Annotated in this window: 14 protein-coding genes; all 14 read right to left on the reverse strand. The window is 44.0% G+C overall.

Features of this window, described 5'->3' with window-relative positions:
* Window positions 1-33: 33 nt before the first annotated feature.
* Entirely contained in the window at window positions 34-1,368 is a 1,335-nt protein-coding gene (gene murD, locus BO219_RS10505) for a UDP-N-acetylmuramoyl-L-alanine--D-glutamate ligase (RefSeq protein WP_077429493.1), read from the reverse strand.
* A complete protein-coding gene (gene mraY / locus BO219_RS10510; RefSeq protein ID WP_077429494.1) occupies window positions 1,368-2,342 on the reverse strand; it encodes a phospho-N-acetylmuramoyl-pentapeptide-transferase in 975 nt (324 codons plus the stop codon). The genes murD and mraY overlap by 1 nt, the downstream gene beginning before the upstream one ends.
* Window positions 2,343-2,365: 23 nt before the next feature.
* A complete protein-coding gene (locus BO219_RS10515) occupies window positions 2,366-3,832 on the reverse strand; it encodes a UDP-N-acetylmuramoyl-L-alanyl-D-glutamate--2,6-diaminopimelate ligase (RefSeq protein WP_077429495.1) in 1,467 nt (488 codons plus the stop codon).
* A gap of 69 nt (window positions 3,833-3,901) precedes the next feature.
* A complete protein-coding gene (locus BO219_RS10520; protein WP_077429496.1) occupies window positions 3,902-5,818 on the reverse strand; it encodes a stage V sporulation protein D in 1,917 nt (638 codons plus the stop codon).
* 65 nt (window positions 5,819-5,883) lie between these two features.
* Window positions 5,884-8,055, reverse strand: a complete 2,172-nt coding sequence (locus BO219_RS10525; RefSeq protein ID WP_077429497.1) for a penicillin-binding protein — start codon at window positions 8,053-8,055, stop codon at window positions 5,884-5,886.
* 6 nt (window positions 8,056-8,061) lie between these two features.
* Window positions 8,062-8,424 carry a cell division protein FtsL gene (gene ftsL, locus BO219_RS10530; RefSeq protein WP_006321443.1) on the reverse strand — a complete coding sequence of 121 codons (363 nt, stop codon included), beginning with the start codon at window positions 8,422-8,424 and terminating at the stop codon, window positions 8,062-8,064.
* A gap of 15 nt (window positions 8,425-8,439) precedes the next feature.
* Entirely contained in the window at window positions 8,440-9,372 is a 933-nt protein-coding gene (gene rsmH / locus BO219_RS10535) for a 16S rRNA (cytosine(1402)-N(4))-methyltransferase RsmH (RefSeq protein WP_035020299.1), read from the reverse strand.
* Between the two features lie 152 nt (window positions 9,373-9,524).
* Entirely contained in the window at window positions 9,525-11,135 is a 1,611-nt protein-coding gene (gene bshC / locus BO219_RS10540; RefSeq protein ID WP_077429498.1) for a bacillithiol biosynthesis cysteine-adding enzyme BshC, read from the reverse strand.
* 19 nt (window positions 11,136-11,154) lie between these two features.
* Window positions 11,155-11,550, reverse strand: coding sequence for a DUF3397 domain-containing protein (locus BO219_RS10545; RefSeq protein WP_077429499.1), 396 nt, complete (start codon window positions 11,548-11,550; stop codon window positions 11,155-11,157).
* On the reverse strand, window positions 11,547-12,440 hold the full coding sequence (locus BO219_RS10550; RefSeq protein ID WP_077429500.1) for a 2-dehydropantoate 2-reductase: 894 nt from the start codon (window positions 12,438-12,440) through the stop codon (window positions 11,547-11,549). The genes BO219_RS10545 and BO219_RS10550 overlap by 4 nt, the downstream gene beginning before the upstream one ends.
* A 68-nt stretch (window positions 12,441-12,508) precedes the next feature.
* On the reverse strand, window positions 12,509-12,955 hold the full coding sequence (locus BO219_RS10555) for an RsfA family transcriptional regulator (protein WP_077429501.1): 447 nt from the start codon (window positions 12,953-12,955) through the stop codon (window positions 12,509-12,511).
* Between the two features lie 60 nt (window positions 12,956-13,015).
* Complete coding sequence (locus BO219_RS10560) at window positions 13,016-13,849, reverse strand: enoyl-CoA hydratase/isomerase family protein (protein ID WP_077429502.1); 834 nt, start codon at window positions 13,847-13,849, stop codon at window positions 13,016-13,018.
* 22 nt (window positions 13,850-13,871) lie between these two features.
* Window positions 13,872-14,045, reverse strand: a complete 174-nt coding sequence (rpmF, locus tag BO219_RS10565) for a 50S ribosomal protein L32 (protein WP_003395111.1) — start codon at window positions 14,043-14,045, stop codon at window positions 13,872-13,874.
* Between the two features lie 63 nt (window positions 14,046-14,108).
* A complete protein-coding gene (locus tag BO219_RS10570; RefSeq protein ID WP_006321425.1) occupies window positions 14,109-14,624 on the reverse strand; it encodes a YceD family protein in 516 nt (171 codons plus the stop codon).
* Window positions 14,625-14,669: the final 45 nt, after the last annotated feature.

A 14,669-nucleotide genomic window follows, 5' to 3' on the forward strand; every position in this document is an offset into this window, starting at 1 on the left:
ATGCAGAACACCTCAATTTACTTAAAATTCGTCTTATTTAAGCTTATGCACCGCATGTACAAACATGTCCCCACGCTGTTCGAAAGTTTTATATTGATCCCAACTTGCACACGCTGGGGAAAGTAAAATAATATCGCCCGGTGACGACCATTCATATGCGGCAAAAGCTGCTTGTTCCACATTATCGACACGTTTCACTTGCTGTATTCCTGCTTCGCGCGCAACGCGCTCAATTTTTGGTGCCGTCTGCCCGAATGTAATGACGGCTTTCACATGTTTGAAGTACGGCAATAACTCATCAAACTCGTTGCCGCGGTCTAACCCACCGGCAAGTAAAATGACCGGCTCATGAAAGGCGCTTAACGCTTTTTGCGTCGCTAATATGTTTGTCGCTTTTGAGTCGTTATAAAATTTTCTTCCGTTGATTTCAGCGACAAATTGCAAGCGATGAGGAACGCCTGTAAACGTCGTTAAGACACGGCGAATCGCCTCGTTGTCTGCACCTGCGAGTTTTGCAGCCGCAACAGCGGCCAATATGTTTTCGAGATTGTGCGTTCCACGTAGCGCTACATCTGTAATATCGATGATGCGCTTGTCATGAAAATAAATGGCTCCTTCTTTCACCGTCGCTCCGTACGATAATGGTGTTTTCACAGAAAACGGCACGTGTTGCGCACGACTCTTTTTCGCTAATTGCATGACAATTGGATCATCGGCGTTGACGACCGCGTAGTCCGTTTCCGTTTGGTTTTTAAAAATGTTTCCTTTCGCTTCTGCGTACGCTTCTTTCGTTCCGTGATAGTCTAAATGTGCATCAAAAATGTTTAACAACACGGCGATATGCGGACGAAAGCGAATCGTCCCGAGCAGTTGGAACGAAGATAATTCCATGACGATAACATCATCTTTTGTCGCCTGTTTCACGACTTCGCATGCAACTGTTCCGATATTTCCGGCGATCAAAGGACGACGTTTCGCTTCTTGTAACATGTGATAAATCAAGGTCGTTGTCGTCGTTTTTCCGTTTGAACCTGTAATGCCGATAATCGGCGCTTCTGACGTTTCATACGCAATTTCGACTTCCGTAATAATCGGAATGTGTTTGACGAGCGCTTTTTGAACGAGCGTGTTTGTATATGGAATGCCCGGATTTTTTACGATGAAATCGAACGGCTCATCAAGCAACTCAAGCGGATGTCCTCCGCATACGAGACGAACGCCGAGCGCTTCTAACTGTTGCTTTTCTGGCTCGCTCGGTTCGTTGCGATCGTTGACAACGACATCCGCACCGAGTTCACGAAGTCGTTTTGCTGCTGCCAATCCGCTTTTCGCTAAACCTAATACGAACACTTTTTTTCCGTTGTACATTATACCCACACCTCGATATAAATTCCTAAGATGGCAAACAATAAGCCAACTGCCCAAAACGTCACGACAACACGCCACTCCGACCAGCCGATTAACTCGTAATGATGATGAAGCGGGCTCATACGAAACACGCGTTTTCCTGTCGTTTTAAACGAAATGACTTGAATGATGACAGATAATGTTTCAATGACGAATACGCCACCGATAATGACTAATAATATTTCAAGTTTCGTCAAAATGGCAATCGTCACAATCGCCCCACCAAGCGCAAGGGAACCGGTATCCCCCATAAACACTTTCGCAGGATGCGCGTTGAACACGAGAAATCCAAGCACCGCACCGACAACCGCAACGCTAAAAATAGCCACGTCATATTGCCCTTGGTTCCATGCTAAGACAGCATATGCACCGAACGCAACCGCTGCTGTTCCCGCTAATAACCCGTCTAAGCCGTCCGTTAAATTGACTGCATTCGAGCCGCCAACAAGCATAAAAATAATAAGCAAAACATAAGCGACACCTAAATCAATGGACACGTCTGTTCCGGGAATGGAGACGACGGTTGACATGTTGTAACGTTGAAAGAAAAAGTAAAATACGAGCGCAATAAGCAATTGTCCTGCTAGTTTTTGCTTGCTCGTTAAGCCGAGGTTGCGTTTCATCACGACTTTAATGAAGTCGTCAATAAAACCGAGCAACCCATATCCGACCGTAACGAACAACAACATGTATGTGTGCGCTGTGCGTTCAAAAAATATATCGCTCATGATCCATGTGGTGATAGAAAGCGACAATAAAATCATTAACCCGCCCATCGTCGGCGTACCTGATTTTTTTTGATGAGATTGTGGTCCTTCTTCACGAATGCTTTGCCCAAATTTTAATCGTCTTAAAAACGGAATGAAAATGGGCGATAACACAACGGTAATAATAAAGGCAAGCCCTGCCGTGAACAAAATGACTTTCTCGTTCATGATCGTTGCACCTTCCTCATTTCCTATTTATCTTTTCTTCGTTGAATAGCTTCGCGTGCGATGACACGATCATCAAAATGGAACACATCTTTCCCGATGATTTGATACGTCTCATGTCCTTTTCCAGCGATTAAAATGATATCGTCTTTTTCGGCTTGCTCAATGGCGTATGTAATCGCCTCTTTTCGATCGACAATACATACGACGTCTTCGGCTACCCCTTGTTTCATATCGTTTAAAATGACGAGCGGATCTTCTGAACGCGGATTGTCGGATGTAAAAATCGGTACGTCGCTATATTTGACTGCGATTTGCGCCATCAATGGTCGCTTCGTCCGATCGCGATCTCCACCGCAGCCGACGACGACAAATACACGTTTTTTCGCAAACTGTCGAATCGTCTGCAATACGTTTTCTAAACTATCTGGTGTGTGTGCATAATCGACGATGACAGTAAACGGTTGTCCGGCATCGACAACTTCAAAGCGACCGGGAACACCTTCGATATCGGCAATCGCTTCGACAATCGTAGAGAGCGGAATGTTTGAAACGAGACAAGCGCCGACTGCAGCTAACAAATTATAAACATTAAACATGCCAATAAGCTTCGTTCTCACTTGTACCGTTTCGATTGGGGTAACAAGTTGGAATGTCGTACCACTTGTAGTTATTTCAATTTGTTTCGCCATAATGTCGCTTTTATGATGAATGCCGTACGTCACAACTGTTGCGGCCGTACTTTTTTTATACTCTTCTGAGGCAGCATCGTCTGCATTCAATATCGCAAATTTTGGACGTCGGTGATCAAAACGGTTACCGAGTTGCGCAAACAACAGCCCTTTCGACCAACGATAATGGTCCATCGTTTGATGATAGTCTAAATGGTCTTGCGTTAAGTTTGTAAACACCGCGACATCAAAATCGCATCCGTGTACTCTCCCCATATGTAACGCATGAGACGATACTTCCATCGCAACGACGTCCACGTGCGCATCAACCATTTTCCGAAACATGTTTTGTAAAATAAGCGATTCAGGTGTTGTATTTTTTACATCATACGTATCATCGCCAATTTTCATGTTAATCGTACCGATGAGTCCGGTTTTTTTTCCAGCGTGACGGCATATGCGTTCGATAAGATGCGTCGTCGTCGTTTTTCCGTTCGTTCCTGTTACCCCAATTAAATGAAGGTGGTGCGTCGGCTGACCGTAAAAGGCGTCGGCTAATACAGCGAGGGCACGTCGGCTATCGTTCACATAAATGACCGGCACAGGCAATGTGAGCGGTTTTTCTGCCACGACTGCAACTGCTCCGCGCGCGACAGCTTGTTCCGCAAAATCGTGTCCGTCTACTGTAAATCCTTTGATGCAAACAAATAATGAACCTTGTTTGACTTCCCTTGAATCCATTTCGATCGATGTAATCGTTGGATTTTCTGTTGCAAGTGGGGTAAAGCTATGTAAATGTTGAAGTAACGTTTGTAACTTCATACCGATCGTTCCTTTCTTTTTTTCTTATCTAAACAGAAAAAGAAGCCATGAGGATACTTCCTCTAGGCTTTACCGTTTCGTTCCAAAATAAACCCGGATCGTCGCTCCTTCTTTCACTTTGACTCCAGGCTTCGGCGCCTGTTCAACAACCGTATCGCCTTCGCCACTACCATCTAATTTTAAGTTAAAAAGTTGCTGTTGCAAATCTTTTTTTGTTAAACCGATTAAATTTGGCACTTCTACATAGCGTGGGTCGAGCCATGTCGTTTCTTTTTCAATTTGCTGTTTGCGCGGTTTGACACCGAGCGCGCGCAAGCTATCTTCCATAATGTTTCCAACAATCGGAGCGGCGACGACACCACCAAATTGTACTGTGCCTTTCGGATTATCGACCGCCACGTATACAACAATTTGTGGATCGTCTGCTGGCGCAAAACCGATAAATGAAACGATATGGTTGTCTTTTAAATATTGACCGTCTTTCGCTTTTTGAGCTGTTCCGGTTTTACCGCCAACGCGGTAACCGTCGACAAACGCTCCCTTCCCTGTTCCTTGGGCTACCACGCTTTCGAGGGCATAACGAATTTGTTTAGACGTTTCCTCGGAAATAACCCTTCTTTTTGCTTTCGGTGTTTGTCGTTGAATTACTTCTCCTGTAACCGGATCGAGCCATTCTTTTGCGATGTATGGTTGGTATAAAATCCCTCCATTTACCGCAGCAGCGACCGCTACCACTTGTTGAATCGGTGTAACAGCTACCCCTTGACCGAAAGCAGTCGTTGCTTGTTCGACCGGTCCAACGCGATGAAGTGGGAATAAAATTCCTTTTCCTTCCCCTTGCAAATCGATGCCCGTTTTCTCACCGAAACCAAACGCGCGAATATATTCGAATAGTTTATCTTTGCCGAGTCGATCACCAAGTTCAACGAATCCCGGGTTGCAAGAGTTTTGGACAACTTCAAGAAACGTTTGATCGCCATGCCCCCCACGTTTCCAACAATGAAGCGTCGCACCTGCCACTTTCACATGTCCTGGATCATAAAAATGTTCTTTCAATAAATCGACCTTTTTTTCTTCTAACGCTGCCGCGAGCGTAATAATTTTAAACGTGGATCCCGGTTCATACGTGCTCCAAATCGGTAAGTTTCGGTTAAAAATTTCAGGTGGCACGTTTTGAAAATCAGCGGGATCAAATGCCGGACGGCTTGCCATCCCTAAAATTTCTCCGTTGTTCGGATTCATCGCAATCGCAATAATTCCGTCAGGGCGATACGTCGCTTCCGCAATCGTTAGCTCGCGCTCTAAAATCGTTTGTACACGTGTATCAATCGTCAATTTTAAATCAAGTCCATCCACGGGTGGCGTGTACGCATCCGCCATCCCAGGCATGCGTTTTCCTTTCGCATCGGAATAAAATTGAACGGAACCCGGTTTTCCGCTTAGCTGTTTATCGTAGTAAAGTTCAAGTCCCATTAATCCTTGATTGTCAATACCTGCAAAGCCGAGTACATGTGATAAATAGCTCCCGAACGGATAATAACGCTTCGAATCTTCCGCAATGTATACTCCTTTCATCCCTAAATCGCGAATTTGTTTCGCTTGTTCGTTTGAAATTTTTCGCCCCTCTGGATGAATACGTTCAATCGACGTTTTTTTCGTCACATGTTTATACGCTTTTTCTACCGGCATATTTAATATGCGCGCAAGCTCTTTCGCTACTTCCGATGGGTTTTCAATTTGTCGTGGAACGACGAGCACGGATGGGGCACTCATATTTGTTGCGAGAGGCACTCCGTTACGATCGACGATTTCCCCACGCTCTGGTTCAAACGGAATGTTTCGACTCCATAAATCTTTCGCTCGTTCTGTTAACATATCTCCTAAAACAAATTGTACATAACCGAGACGAATGTCAATAATCGCAAAAATGAAAAATCCGACCAATAAAACAGCCGTCAATCGCTTTCGAACAGTTACTGCACGCATACAGCGGAACCTCCTTCATCTATTTCGGCTCGTTCCACTATATGCTTGTACCGTTTTATATAGAACTAATCGACTGGGCCGTCTATCTCTTGCTGTTCAGTGCTTGCTTGTTGTTTTTCATCGATGTCTGACGGTTTCGCAAGCTCAACGATGACGTAATCGTTTTGTTTTATCACCGCTCCTGGAGCGATATTTTGCCTAAATACGTATCCGCTTCCGATAAAGCTCGGTTTAAGTTGCAACAATTCAGCGAGCTTCATGACATCGCGCAGCGACCAACCGGTCAAATCCGGCATGATAGCATCTCCGTCCGTTTGCAACAACACGCGATCCGGCGCAACGACGTATTCGCCTGCTTGTGGAAATTGGGCACGCACTTTCGTTCCCTTTCCGATGACCGTCACATGTAATCCTTGTTTTTTCAATGACTGTGTTGCTTGCTCCACCGACTGACCAATATACGAAGGAAGAGCGATGCTTTTTTCTTTTTTCACTTGTTTTTTCTTAACGGTCGGTTCAATGTTTAAATATTGTAAACTATTTTTCATCACCGAGTTAAAAATCATCGATACAGGTGCTGCCCCTGTTTCTGTATATGAAATGTTCGGTTGTTGCACAGCAACATACATAATTAAGCGCGGATTTTCACGCGGCGCCATCCCTAAAAATGAAAAAATGTAGTTTTGATGACCCGTCAAATAGCCACCTTTCGGATCTGGGATTTGGGCTGTTCCTGTTTTTCCTGCGACGCGATAACCCTCAATTTGATACGGACGCCCTGTTCCTTTTTCAGATGTGACGACCGTTTCTAAAATGTCTAGTACTTTTTCAGCTGTTTCTTTTGAAATCGGTGTATCGACAACAACAGGTTCGTGCTTCATCACTGTTTTTCCTGTATCTCCGTCAACAATGCGGTCAACAACGTACGGTTTCATCATTTTTCCACCGTTTGCGATGGCGGTTGCTGCTTGAATTTGTTGAATCGGTGTGACTGACGTTCCTTGTCCGAATCCTGTCGTCACTTTTTCGATCGGATAACGATACAAAATGTTTCCAGCTTTTTCACCCGGCAATTCAATGCCTGTCGGTTCGTTAAAACGGAAACGATGCAAATATTGTAAAAAGCGATCTTCCCCTAATTTTTCACGCACAATTTTTGCGAATGCGACGTTTGACGACCGTTGCATTCCTTCAAGAAACGTAATTTTCCCCCACCCGACTTTGTTATGGTCACGAACGCGATGAGGACCGATTTGATACGAACCGGATTGATACGTTTCATTCGGCTCAAACACCCCTTCATTCACCGCAGCGGCGAGCGTGAAAATTTTCATCGTCGATCCCGGTTCATACGGATACGAAATCGCATCGTTAAAATAGTTTTCGATGTTTCGTTTGTTCGGATCAAAACTCGGACGGGTGCTCATCGCTAAAATCGCCCCAGTTTTCGGGTCAGCGACAATGGCGATCATTTTTTTCGGTGTATATTGTTTTTCGACGGCATTCATCGCGTCTTCTAAAAACGTTTGAATATGTTTATCAATCGTCAAATAAATGTTTTTTCCGTTTTGCGGTGGAACGATTTGTTCATCTGCATATGGGAGTTTAAATCCTTTTGGGTCGCTTTCATACGTGATCTCTCCGTCTTTTTCTTTCAGCTGCTCATTAAACTGCTTTTCAATGCCCATTTTCCCAACAATTTCTTTCTCATCTTTTTGGGCGTAGCCGACAACGTATGACGCGAACGTACCGTTTGGATAAAATCGTTTTGAATCGCGTATAAACGTAATGCCTGGAAGCTGTAACGCCTCAATTTTTTGTTTCACCGTTTGGCTAATGCCGCGGCCGTTCGGGCCGAACTCAACTTGCTTCGCCTTCTTTTTTAAAATGCGCTCGACATCCGCTACATTCATGTTTAATAGCGGCGCAAGTTTACGTGCGGTTTCTTCCGGATCGGTCACATGTTGCGGCATGTTCGGATCGAGAATGGCGGCCACTGTATACGAAGGAATGTCTTCAGCAATTACTTCTCCGCTTCGGTCGAAAATCGTTCCACGCTTCGCTTCAAGCGTTTGTTTTTTGAAATAACGTTTTTGTGCCTCGACCGCTAACACTTGTCCATCTACAACACCTGTAGCTTGTAAATAAACGAAACGTACAAACAATATAAAAAAGAGCAAGCTAAAAAAAACAAAACATATAGCTGCTCCTTTATGCGTATGTTTATGCTTTCTCATTTTGCATCAGTCCTGCACAACTTTTACGTTATTTTCGTTTAATGTAAGGCCAAGTTCTTTCGCTTTCGCTAAAATGCGCTCATACGTGCTTAACTCTTGCACTTGTACGTATAAATCGCGGTTTCGTTTTTCTTGCTCCTCAATGCTTGTTTGTAATTGTTGCACTTCTTTATTGACATGATAAATCGTAAATTGATTCGAAACGATTGTGACGCTACTATATAAAGCGAAGGCAAAAAACGAAACGAACACCATTTTTTCCCCAATCGTCCAACGTATATTTCGTTTTCGCTTTTTCTTTGGCGCGCGTTGGACGTGTTGTTCTTGTTGTACTTTTTGTACTTTTTGTTGAATGCGAACAGCAGCCATACATTTTCCCCCTTTTTACAGTTTTTCAGCAATGCGCAATTTTGCAGATCGTGCACGATGGTTATGTTGCAATTCTTCTTCAGACGGGACGATCGGTTTTTTTGTAATGATTTTTAATTTCGGCTTATATTCATCTGGAATGATCGGCAATCCTGGCGGCAAGTGCGGTGTTTCACTTGCTTGTTTAAATGCGATTTTGCAAATGCGGTCTTCTAGTGAATGGAACGTAATGACGCTAATTCTTCCTCCGGGCTTTAATAGATCAATTGCTTGTTCAATCGCTTCTTCAAACGCGCGCAATTCGTCGTTGACTGCAATGCGAATCGCTTGGAACACACGTTTGGCTGGATGTCCCCCTGTTCGACGCGCTGGTGCGGGAATCGCTTCTTTAATGACTTCCGCAAGTTCTGTTGTCGTTTCAATTGGCTTTTGCTTGCGTGTTTGCTCAATTTTACGAGCGATCGCTTTTGAAAATTTTTCTTCACCATATTGGAAAAAAATTTTCACGAGCTGTTCGTACGGCCATGTGTTGACAACGTCGTATGCTGTCAACGTTTGGTCACGATCCATACGCATGTCGAGCGGTGCTTCATGTTGATAACTAAAGCCACGCTCAGGCATATCTAACTGCGGGGACGATACACCAAGATCGAACAAAATGCCGTCGACTTCATGCACACCGTAAAGCGCCAGCTGTTGTTTCAAATAGCGGAAGTTGCTTTTAATGATCGTAAACTGACCACGATATCGTTCAAGTCGCTGTTGCGCATGACGAATCGCGATATCATCTTGATCAAAGGCAAATAGTCTTCCTTCTGGCGATAATTGCGATAATAAATATTCGCTATGTCCAGCTCCCCCGAGCGTACAATCTACATATGTGCCATCTTTTTTAATATTTAATCCGTCAACTGTTTCCTTCAATAATACGGTTACGTGATGAAACAATGATGTCACCTACCTAAACAACATATACATAAAAAATGAGTGCAATTGTATTGTACCATCATTTCACAAAATTCACTACTTACTTCCGAACTATTCTATTGTACATAAAAAAAATCCTGTACGCGACAGGATTTTTTTATCGACGAAAATAGTTAAAGATATACAATTTTATGCATTCCGTTCCAACGATAATCGACATGAAGAAGACGGTCAACAAAGTCTAAGCCGTAGCGATTCATATAGTAAAGCACGTTCCAAACCCGCTCTTGTGGCATATTGTTCGGGCGAAGCGACAGTTCAATGCGTTCATATTTGCGCACATGTACGTCATGTTTTTGCAACATGCGCCGTGTAATCAATTGTTGAAGATAATCGATTTGTGTCTCGACTCGTTCGGCATTTTTCAACATCACTCTTTCAAGATGCGGATCGACTTGCATGCCGAGTTGGCGAAGTTGCTCGTGAATGTGCGCTATCTGTTTTTTCGCTTCATGAAACGTCTCATCAAACGCCACAGGTTGATTGTTGCGCACCCATTCCTCTAACGCTTGCTTCGTGCCGTTTGTCAACGCCTCTGCTACTGTCATTTGCACATCCGCCAAGTCCGTAGCAATATGACGCTCGACAAGCGTGAGCGAAAGGCGCGGCACGATCGGCGGCATATGCCAATGGAAATGCTCAAATACTCGTTTTAATTCCGCCCAATAAGCAATTTCCCCCGGACCAGCGATAAAAGCGAGCGTCGGAAATAACCATTCTTGCATAAGCGGTCGTGTAACAACGTTGTTGCTAAACGATTGCGGCTCACTTTCGATTCGCTGTCTTAATTCGTCTCGCGTGAAACGATACACCCCATCTTTTGTGTAAAAACAATGTTGATCATCGTCATAATATAGCAAGCGACGTTGACCGTCATCATAAAATAAATGTGCGCACATCGGCGATACATCAATCGCTTGCTCATAGCCGAGTTGGGCGAGATGTCGTTGTTGAGTTTGCAACGCACTTGTAATCGCTTCGTGTTCACGAGCGAGCGTCATAAACCATTCGCGCTCAATCGTCCGCAAATGCGGATGTGCTGCATCGACAATTACGATTCCTTCTTTCGCAAACAGCTTAAGTACGATCGTCGCGAAAAAGTCGGCCACCGTTTTTGACGTTGCCATGCATTCGTATATGTACGTACGCAATTCGTTTGTTACATTTGTTTCGCCAAATGTTTTGAATATGTCATCTATCCATTGTTTCAATGCATCTGCATCAAGATCGATGCGAGCAGCCATTCGCTTTTCTTTCGCGAGTGGCGAATACACATATTTTTTCACTTTTCCACGTTGTGCGACATGGACGTAATTAATTTCTGCAATGTCGTGGTCTTCAGATGCCATCCAAAATACCGGAACGACCGGCACACGAAGCTGTTGTTCTTGCTGTTTTGCTAATGTAATGATGGAAATGATTTTATATATCGTATAGAGCGGTCCGGTTAAAAGACCTGCCTGTTGCCCGCCGATGACGACGACGCTTTCTCGATGACGCAATTTTTCAATGTTTGCAATCGTTTCTTCACTTGCTTGAAACTGTTTATGATACGCAAGTAAATGATGAACGAGCGCATCGCGGGCATACGTCCGCTTTTGTAACTCATGCAAACGTTCTTCAAAAGAACAAGGATGGAACGCCTCGTGAACAGGAAACGTCCCTTCAATATATTCCGTAGCTAAACGGTTCGTTGCTGGCAAAGACAGCTCGATAACTTCCATTGTAAACTTCCTTTCTCATTCATGATGAAAATGCGATCATGACACGATGGATGACCCCATATATAAATAATCCCATATAAGCAGTTGCAAATAATAAAAATTGCATTCTCCAATATAACTTAAACGTTCGTTGTAACGATACATCGCCCGTTTTTTTCCAATATAAAATCATCCCAATCATAAATGTTACAATAAAAAAAATAAGCAATTCAACGATATACGATCGTTGAAAAACGGCTTGCAATAAAACATGAACAGCAAAAATAAAAAAAATGGTCGATCCGTTCACAGCGAAATGAAACGCCCGTTTTCCTTTTCGTTTAAAAATAGCTTTGGCAAGTGTAAATATAAAAAAAAACGACAAAAACGGCATAACAATCATGATAGCAATGAAAGAGGTGAGTATATCTTTCATCTCTCCGTCTCCCCCTCTAATTGTTTCCCTTTCATAAGCGCATATAAAAACGCGCTAATTGGGGCTGGGACGCATCGCTCGTTCGCTCGCTCAATCACATAGCCTAAAATCGCATCTAATTCCGTCATTCGCCCCGCCTCGATGTCACGCAACATCGATGAGCGATTGGCAGCCGTTTGTTGACAAACCGTTTCAATATGCTGCCATATACGTTCTCGCTGTTCAATCTGAAAAATAGATGCGACTTCATGAAACAACTGTTCCATCGCTTGCCGATACGGCGCATGTGTCACTAACATGCCGTTTGGTACTTGCAATAGAGCGGTAAGCGGATTAATAGCAACGTTCACCATTAATTTTTCAATTAACATCGTTTCCCAATCGCCGACATATTGGAACGGAAAACGGGCATCTGTCGTATATAGAAAAGAAAACGTTTCTTTTTTTCCGCGCCATACGCTCCATTTCGTTTTACCGACACCCGTATGGGAAACCGTCGTATCGTCGATTTTGAGCGCGCCATGTTCAACAACCGCAAGCGCAATATGATGATGAGGCATGTGCGGTAAATGGGACACATGCCCCATGCCGTTTTGCAAAAACATCACAGCGTCCGCTCGAAGCATATGCATGTTTGTTTTCAATATGTTTGTTAAGTCGTATTGTTTCACCGCTATAAATAACACATCTACATTCGTTTCACGAACGAACGGTTCAGCATGAACACGATGCGTCGTCCGTTCATCGCCACAAATGACCGTCAGCCCATGCGTACATAATTGTTCTGCTTGTTCTTGCCGACGCGTATAAACCGTCACGTCATAGTGGTTACTGAAATACGCTGCCGTCAATAAGCCGACTGCTCCGCCCCCTATAATTCCGATGCGCACAATGCGATCCTCCTCTTTTTTTCCTATGTTTTATTGTATAAAAAAAAGTAGCTGGCGTCTATCAGCTACTACACAGACAATTGACGTGCGCGTTCTAAAATGTGCATCACCGTCTGATATTCTTGTTGCACCGCTTGCAGTTTCTTTTCAAGCTCTTCTTTTTCTTTTTGGAGCGTCCGTACTTGTTCGCGCAACTGTTCGATTTCTTGTTGCCCTTCCCCGCGTTGTTGTAACGTTTGTAAAAAAGAGATCACATCTTGCAACGTCATGTTTCGCTCGGCTGGTTGCGGTTCTTTTTTCTTTTTTCGTTGCTGTTTAGCAAGCTCTAACGCCTCTTCATATTGCTTCCGCACATATGCGTTCCAACGAAAACCACAAGCGGCTGCCGTTCGTGATAGTTTTTTCCCTACTTCTTCAAACGCGCGTAATTGAGTGCTTCCTTCGCGCACAAAAGCTATCACCGTTTCAGCGAGCAATACATCTTCTTCTTCTGTCCATGCATCTTGGCGCGTCATTTCTATCCCTCCTCGCTACATTTACTATATGAGTATGCAGCTAATAGAGAAGATAGAAGACTATTTGTTTCGTTTCATTAAAAATGATTGCACCGCTTGATCGTGTTCTTCGCTTTCCCATAAATATGCACATCGTTCGATTTCAGCGAAAAACCGTTGGCGAAACTGCTCTGTTTTCCAACGTGCCACCGCGGCTTCTTTATAAGCGCGCAATACAGCCGTTGATTTATTCGTATACTCCCTTAACTCTTTTTCACATCGTTCGCGCAACGAGTCAGGAAAAACGCGATGGACAAAGCCGATATGCTCCGCTTCTTCCGCTGTCATCGTTTTCGCGCGCAACAATATATTGAGCGCTTGATCGTACGGCATTTTTTCAAATAACATCGTCGCGCCGCCCCAGCCGGTCGTGATCGCTAAATTCGCTTGCACAAATCCGAGGCGCACCCCGGCACGCGCGAAACGAAAATCGCATGCGGTCGCTAATTCGCAACCTCCGCCGATCGCAGTTCCATTGATTAACGCAACCGTTGGCTTCGATAACGTCAATAAACGATATAAAATGTTTCCCATTTTCGCTAACATCGCATGCGCTTCTTCTTTTGTTTTCAGCTGATGAAACACTTGTAAATCGCCACCCGCGCAAAACGCCTCTTCTCCTTCCCCTGTAATGACGAGCACTTTCGCCTCATCATCTTGTTCAACGAGCGTCAGCGCTTGCTCGAGTTCATCCATGACTGCATAATCAATCGCATTTCGTCTTGCCGGACGACAAATGGTAAACGAGACGATTCCATGTTGTTTTTCGATCATTTTCCCTCTCCCCTTTACTGCATCTCCATCTTTTTTATTCGCTTTCCCGTTCTTTTTTCCTTCCAAATAAGAAAAGCGCAAGGGAGTGACCCTTACGCTTCTCTTATTTGTTTACAACGTCTTTTCCTTTGTATGTTCCACAAACTTTACATACGCGATGAGCAAGTTTCATTTCACCGCAGTTTGGGCATTCTACCATACCAGGTACGCGCAATTTGAAGTGCGTACGACGTAGTCTCTTTTTCATTTTCGATGTTCTTCTAAAAGGTACTGCCATCATTTCCACCTCCTTAAAGAGATTTAGGCGAATATGGAGGCCGGTGTAGTTCCGGATCTTCCCTTAAGATTCATTTTTGTTTTCGAAAAACTTTGCTAGCTTCGCAAGGCGCGGATCGATTTTGTTTTCATGTTCTTCTTCCGAAATGACCGTCCATCCTTTTCCTGATTGTGGAACGGCATCCGGATGATCCGGCTGCTCGCTAAACACTTGCATCGGCACTTCAAGAAGAATAAGTTCTTTGACGATCGGCATTAAGTCGATCGCATCTCCTTGAACAACATGTGACTCTTCATCGGTTGCATCATAATCGTTCAAAAAAAACGTTTCTGTGCTTTCGATGGCGAATGGATACGATACGTCCACGAGTGTACGAGAACAAGGGAGTTTCATCGTCCCTTCGATCGTTAAGTGGAACGTGAACTTTTTCGCGCTCACATCTGCCCGTCCGTGCACACGCACAGGGGAAATGTCGCGAATCGAGTCGTCCACTTCTTTCAATTCGGACACATCAGCCATTTCGTCAATCGTCAGCCCTTTATGTTGCAACTGATGAAGTTGATGAATAGACCATCTCAATGATAATCACCTCAAGACAACAAAGAAAATTATACGTTTGAACAA

The organism is Anoxybacillus kestanbolensis (genome assembly GCF_001996285.1).
In the GTDB taxonomy this organism is placed as follows: Bacteria; Bacillota; Bacilli; order Bacillales; family Anoxybacillaceae; genus Anoxybacillus; species Anoxybacillus kestanbolensis_A.

Coding starts and splice junctions, on each gene's coding strand:
- rpmF (WP_003395111.1), bottom strand. CDS start 14,045: ATGGCAGTACCTTTTAGAAGAACATCGAAAATGAAAAAGAGACTACGT.
- murD (WP_077429493.1), bottom strand. CDS start 1,368: ATGTACAACGGAAAAAAAGTGTTCGTATTAGGTTTAGCGAAAAGCGGA.
- bshC (WP_077429498.1), bottom strand. CDS start 11,135: ATGGAAGTTATCGAGCTGTCTTTGCCAGCAACGAACCGTTTAGCTACG.
- BO219_RS10545 (WP_077429499.1), bottom strand. CDS start 11,550: ATGAAAGATATACTCACCTCTTTCATTGCTATCATGATTGTTATGCCG.
- BO219_RS10515 (WP_077429495.1), bottom strand. CDS start 3,832: ATGAAGTTACAAACGTTACTTCAACATTTACATAGCTTTACCCCACTT.
- ftsL (WP_006321443.1), bottom strand. CDS start 8,424: ATGGCTGCTGTTCGCATTCAACAAAAAGTACAAAAAGTACAACAAGAA.
- BO219_RS10555 (WP_077429501.1), bottom strand. CDS start 12,955: ATGACGCGCCAAGATGCATGGACAGAAGAAGAAGATGTATTGCTCGCT.
- BO219_RS10525 (WP_077429497.1), bottom strand. CDS start 8,055: ATGAGAAAGCATAAACATACGCATAAAGGAGCAGCTATATGTTTTGTT.
- BO219_RS10520 (WP_077429496.1), bottom strand. CDS start 5,818: ATGCGTGCAGTAACTGTTCGAAAGCGATTGACGGCTGTTTTATTGGTC.
- mraY (WP_077429494.1), bottom strand. CDS start 2,342: ATGAACGAGAAAGTCATTTTGTTCACGGCAGGGCTTGCCTTTATTATT.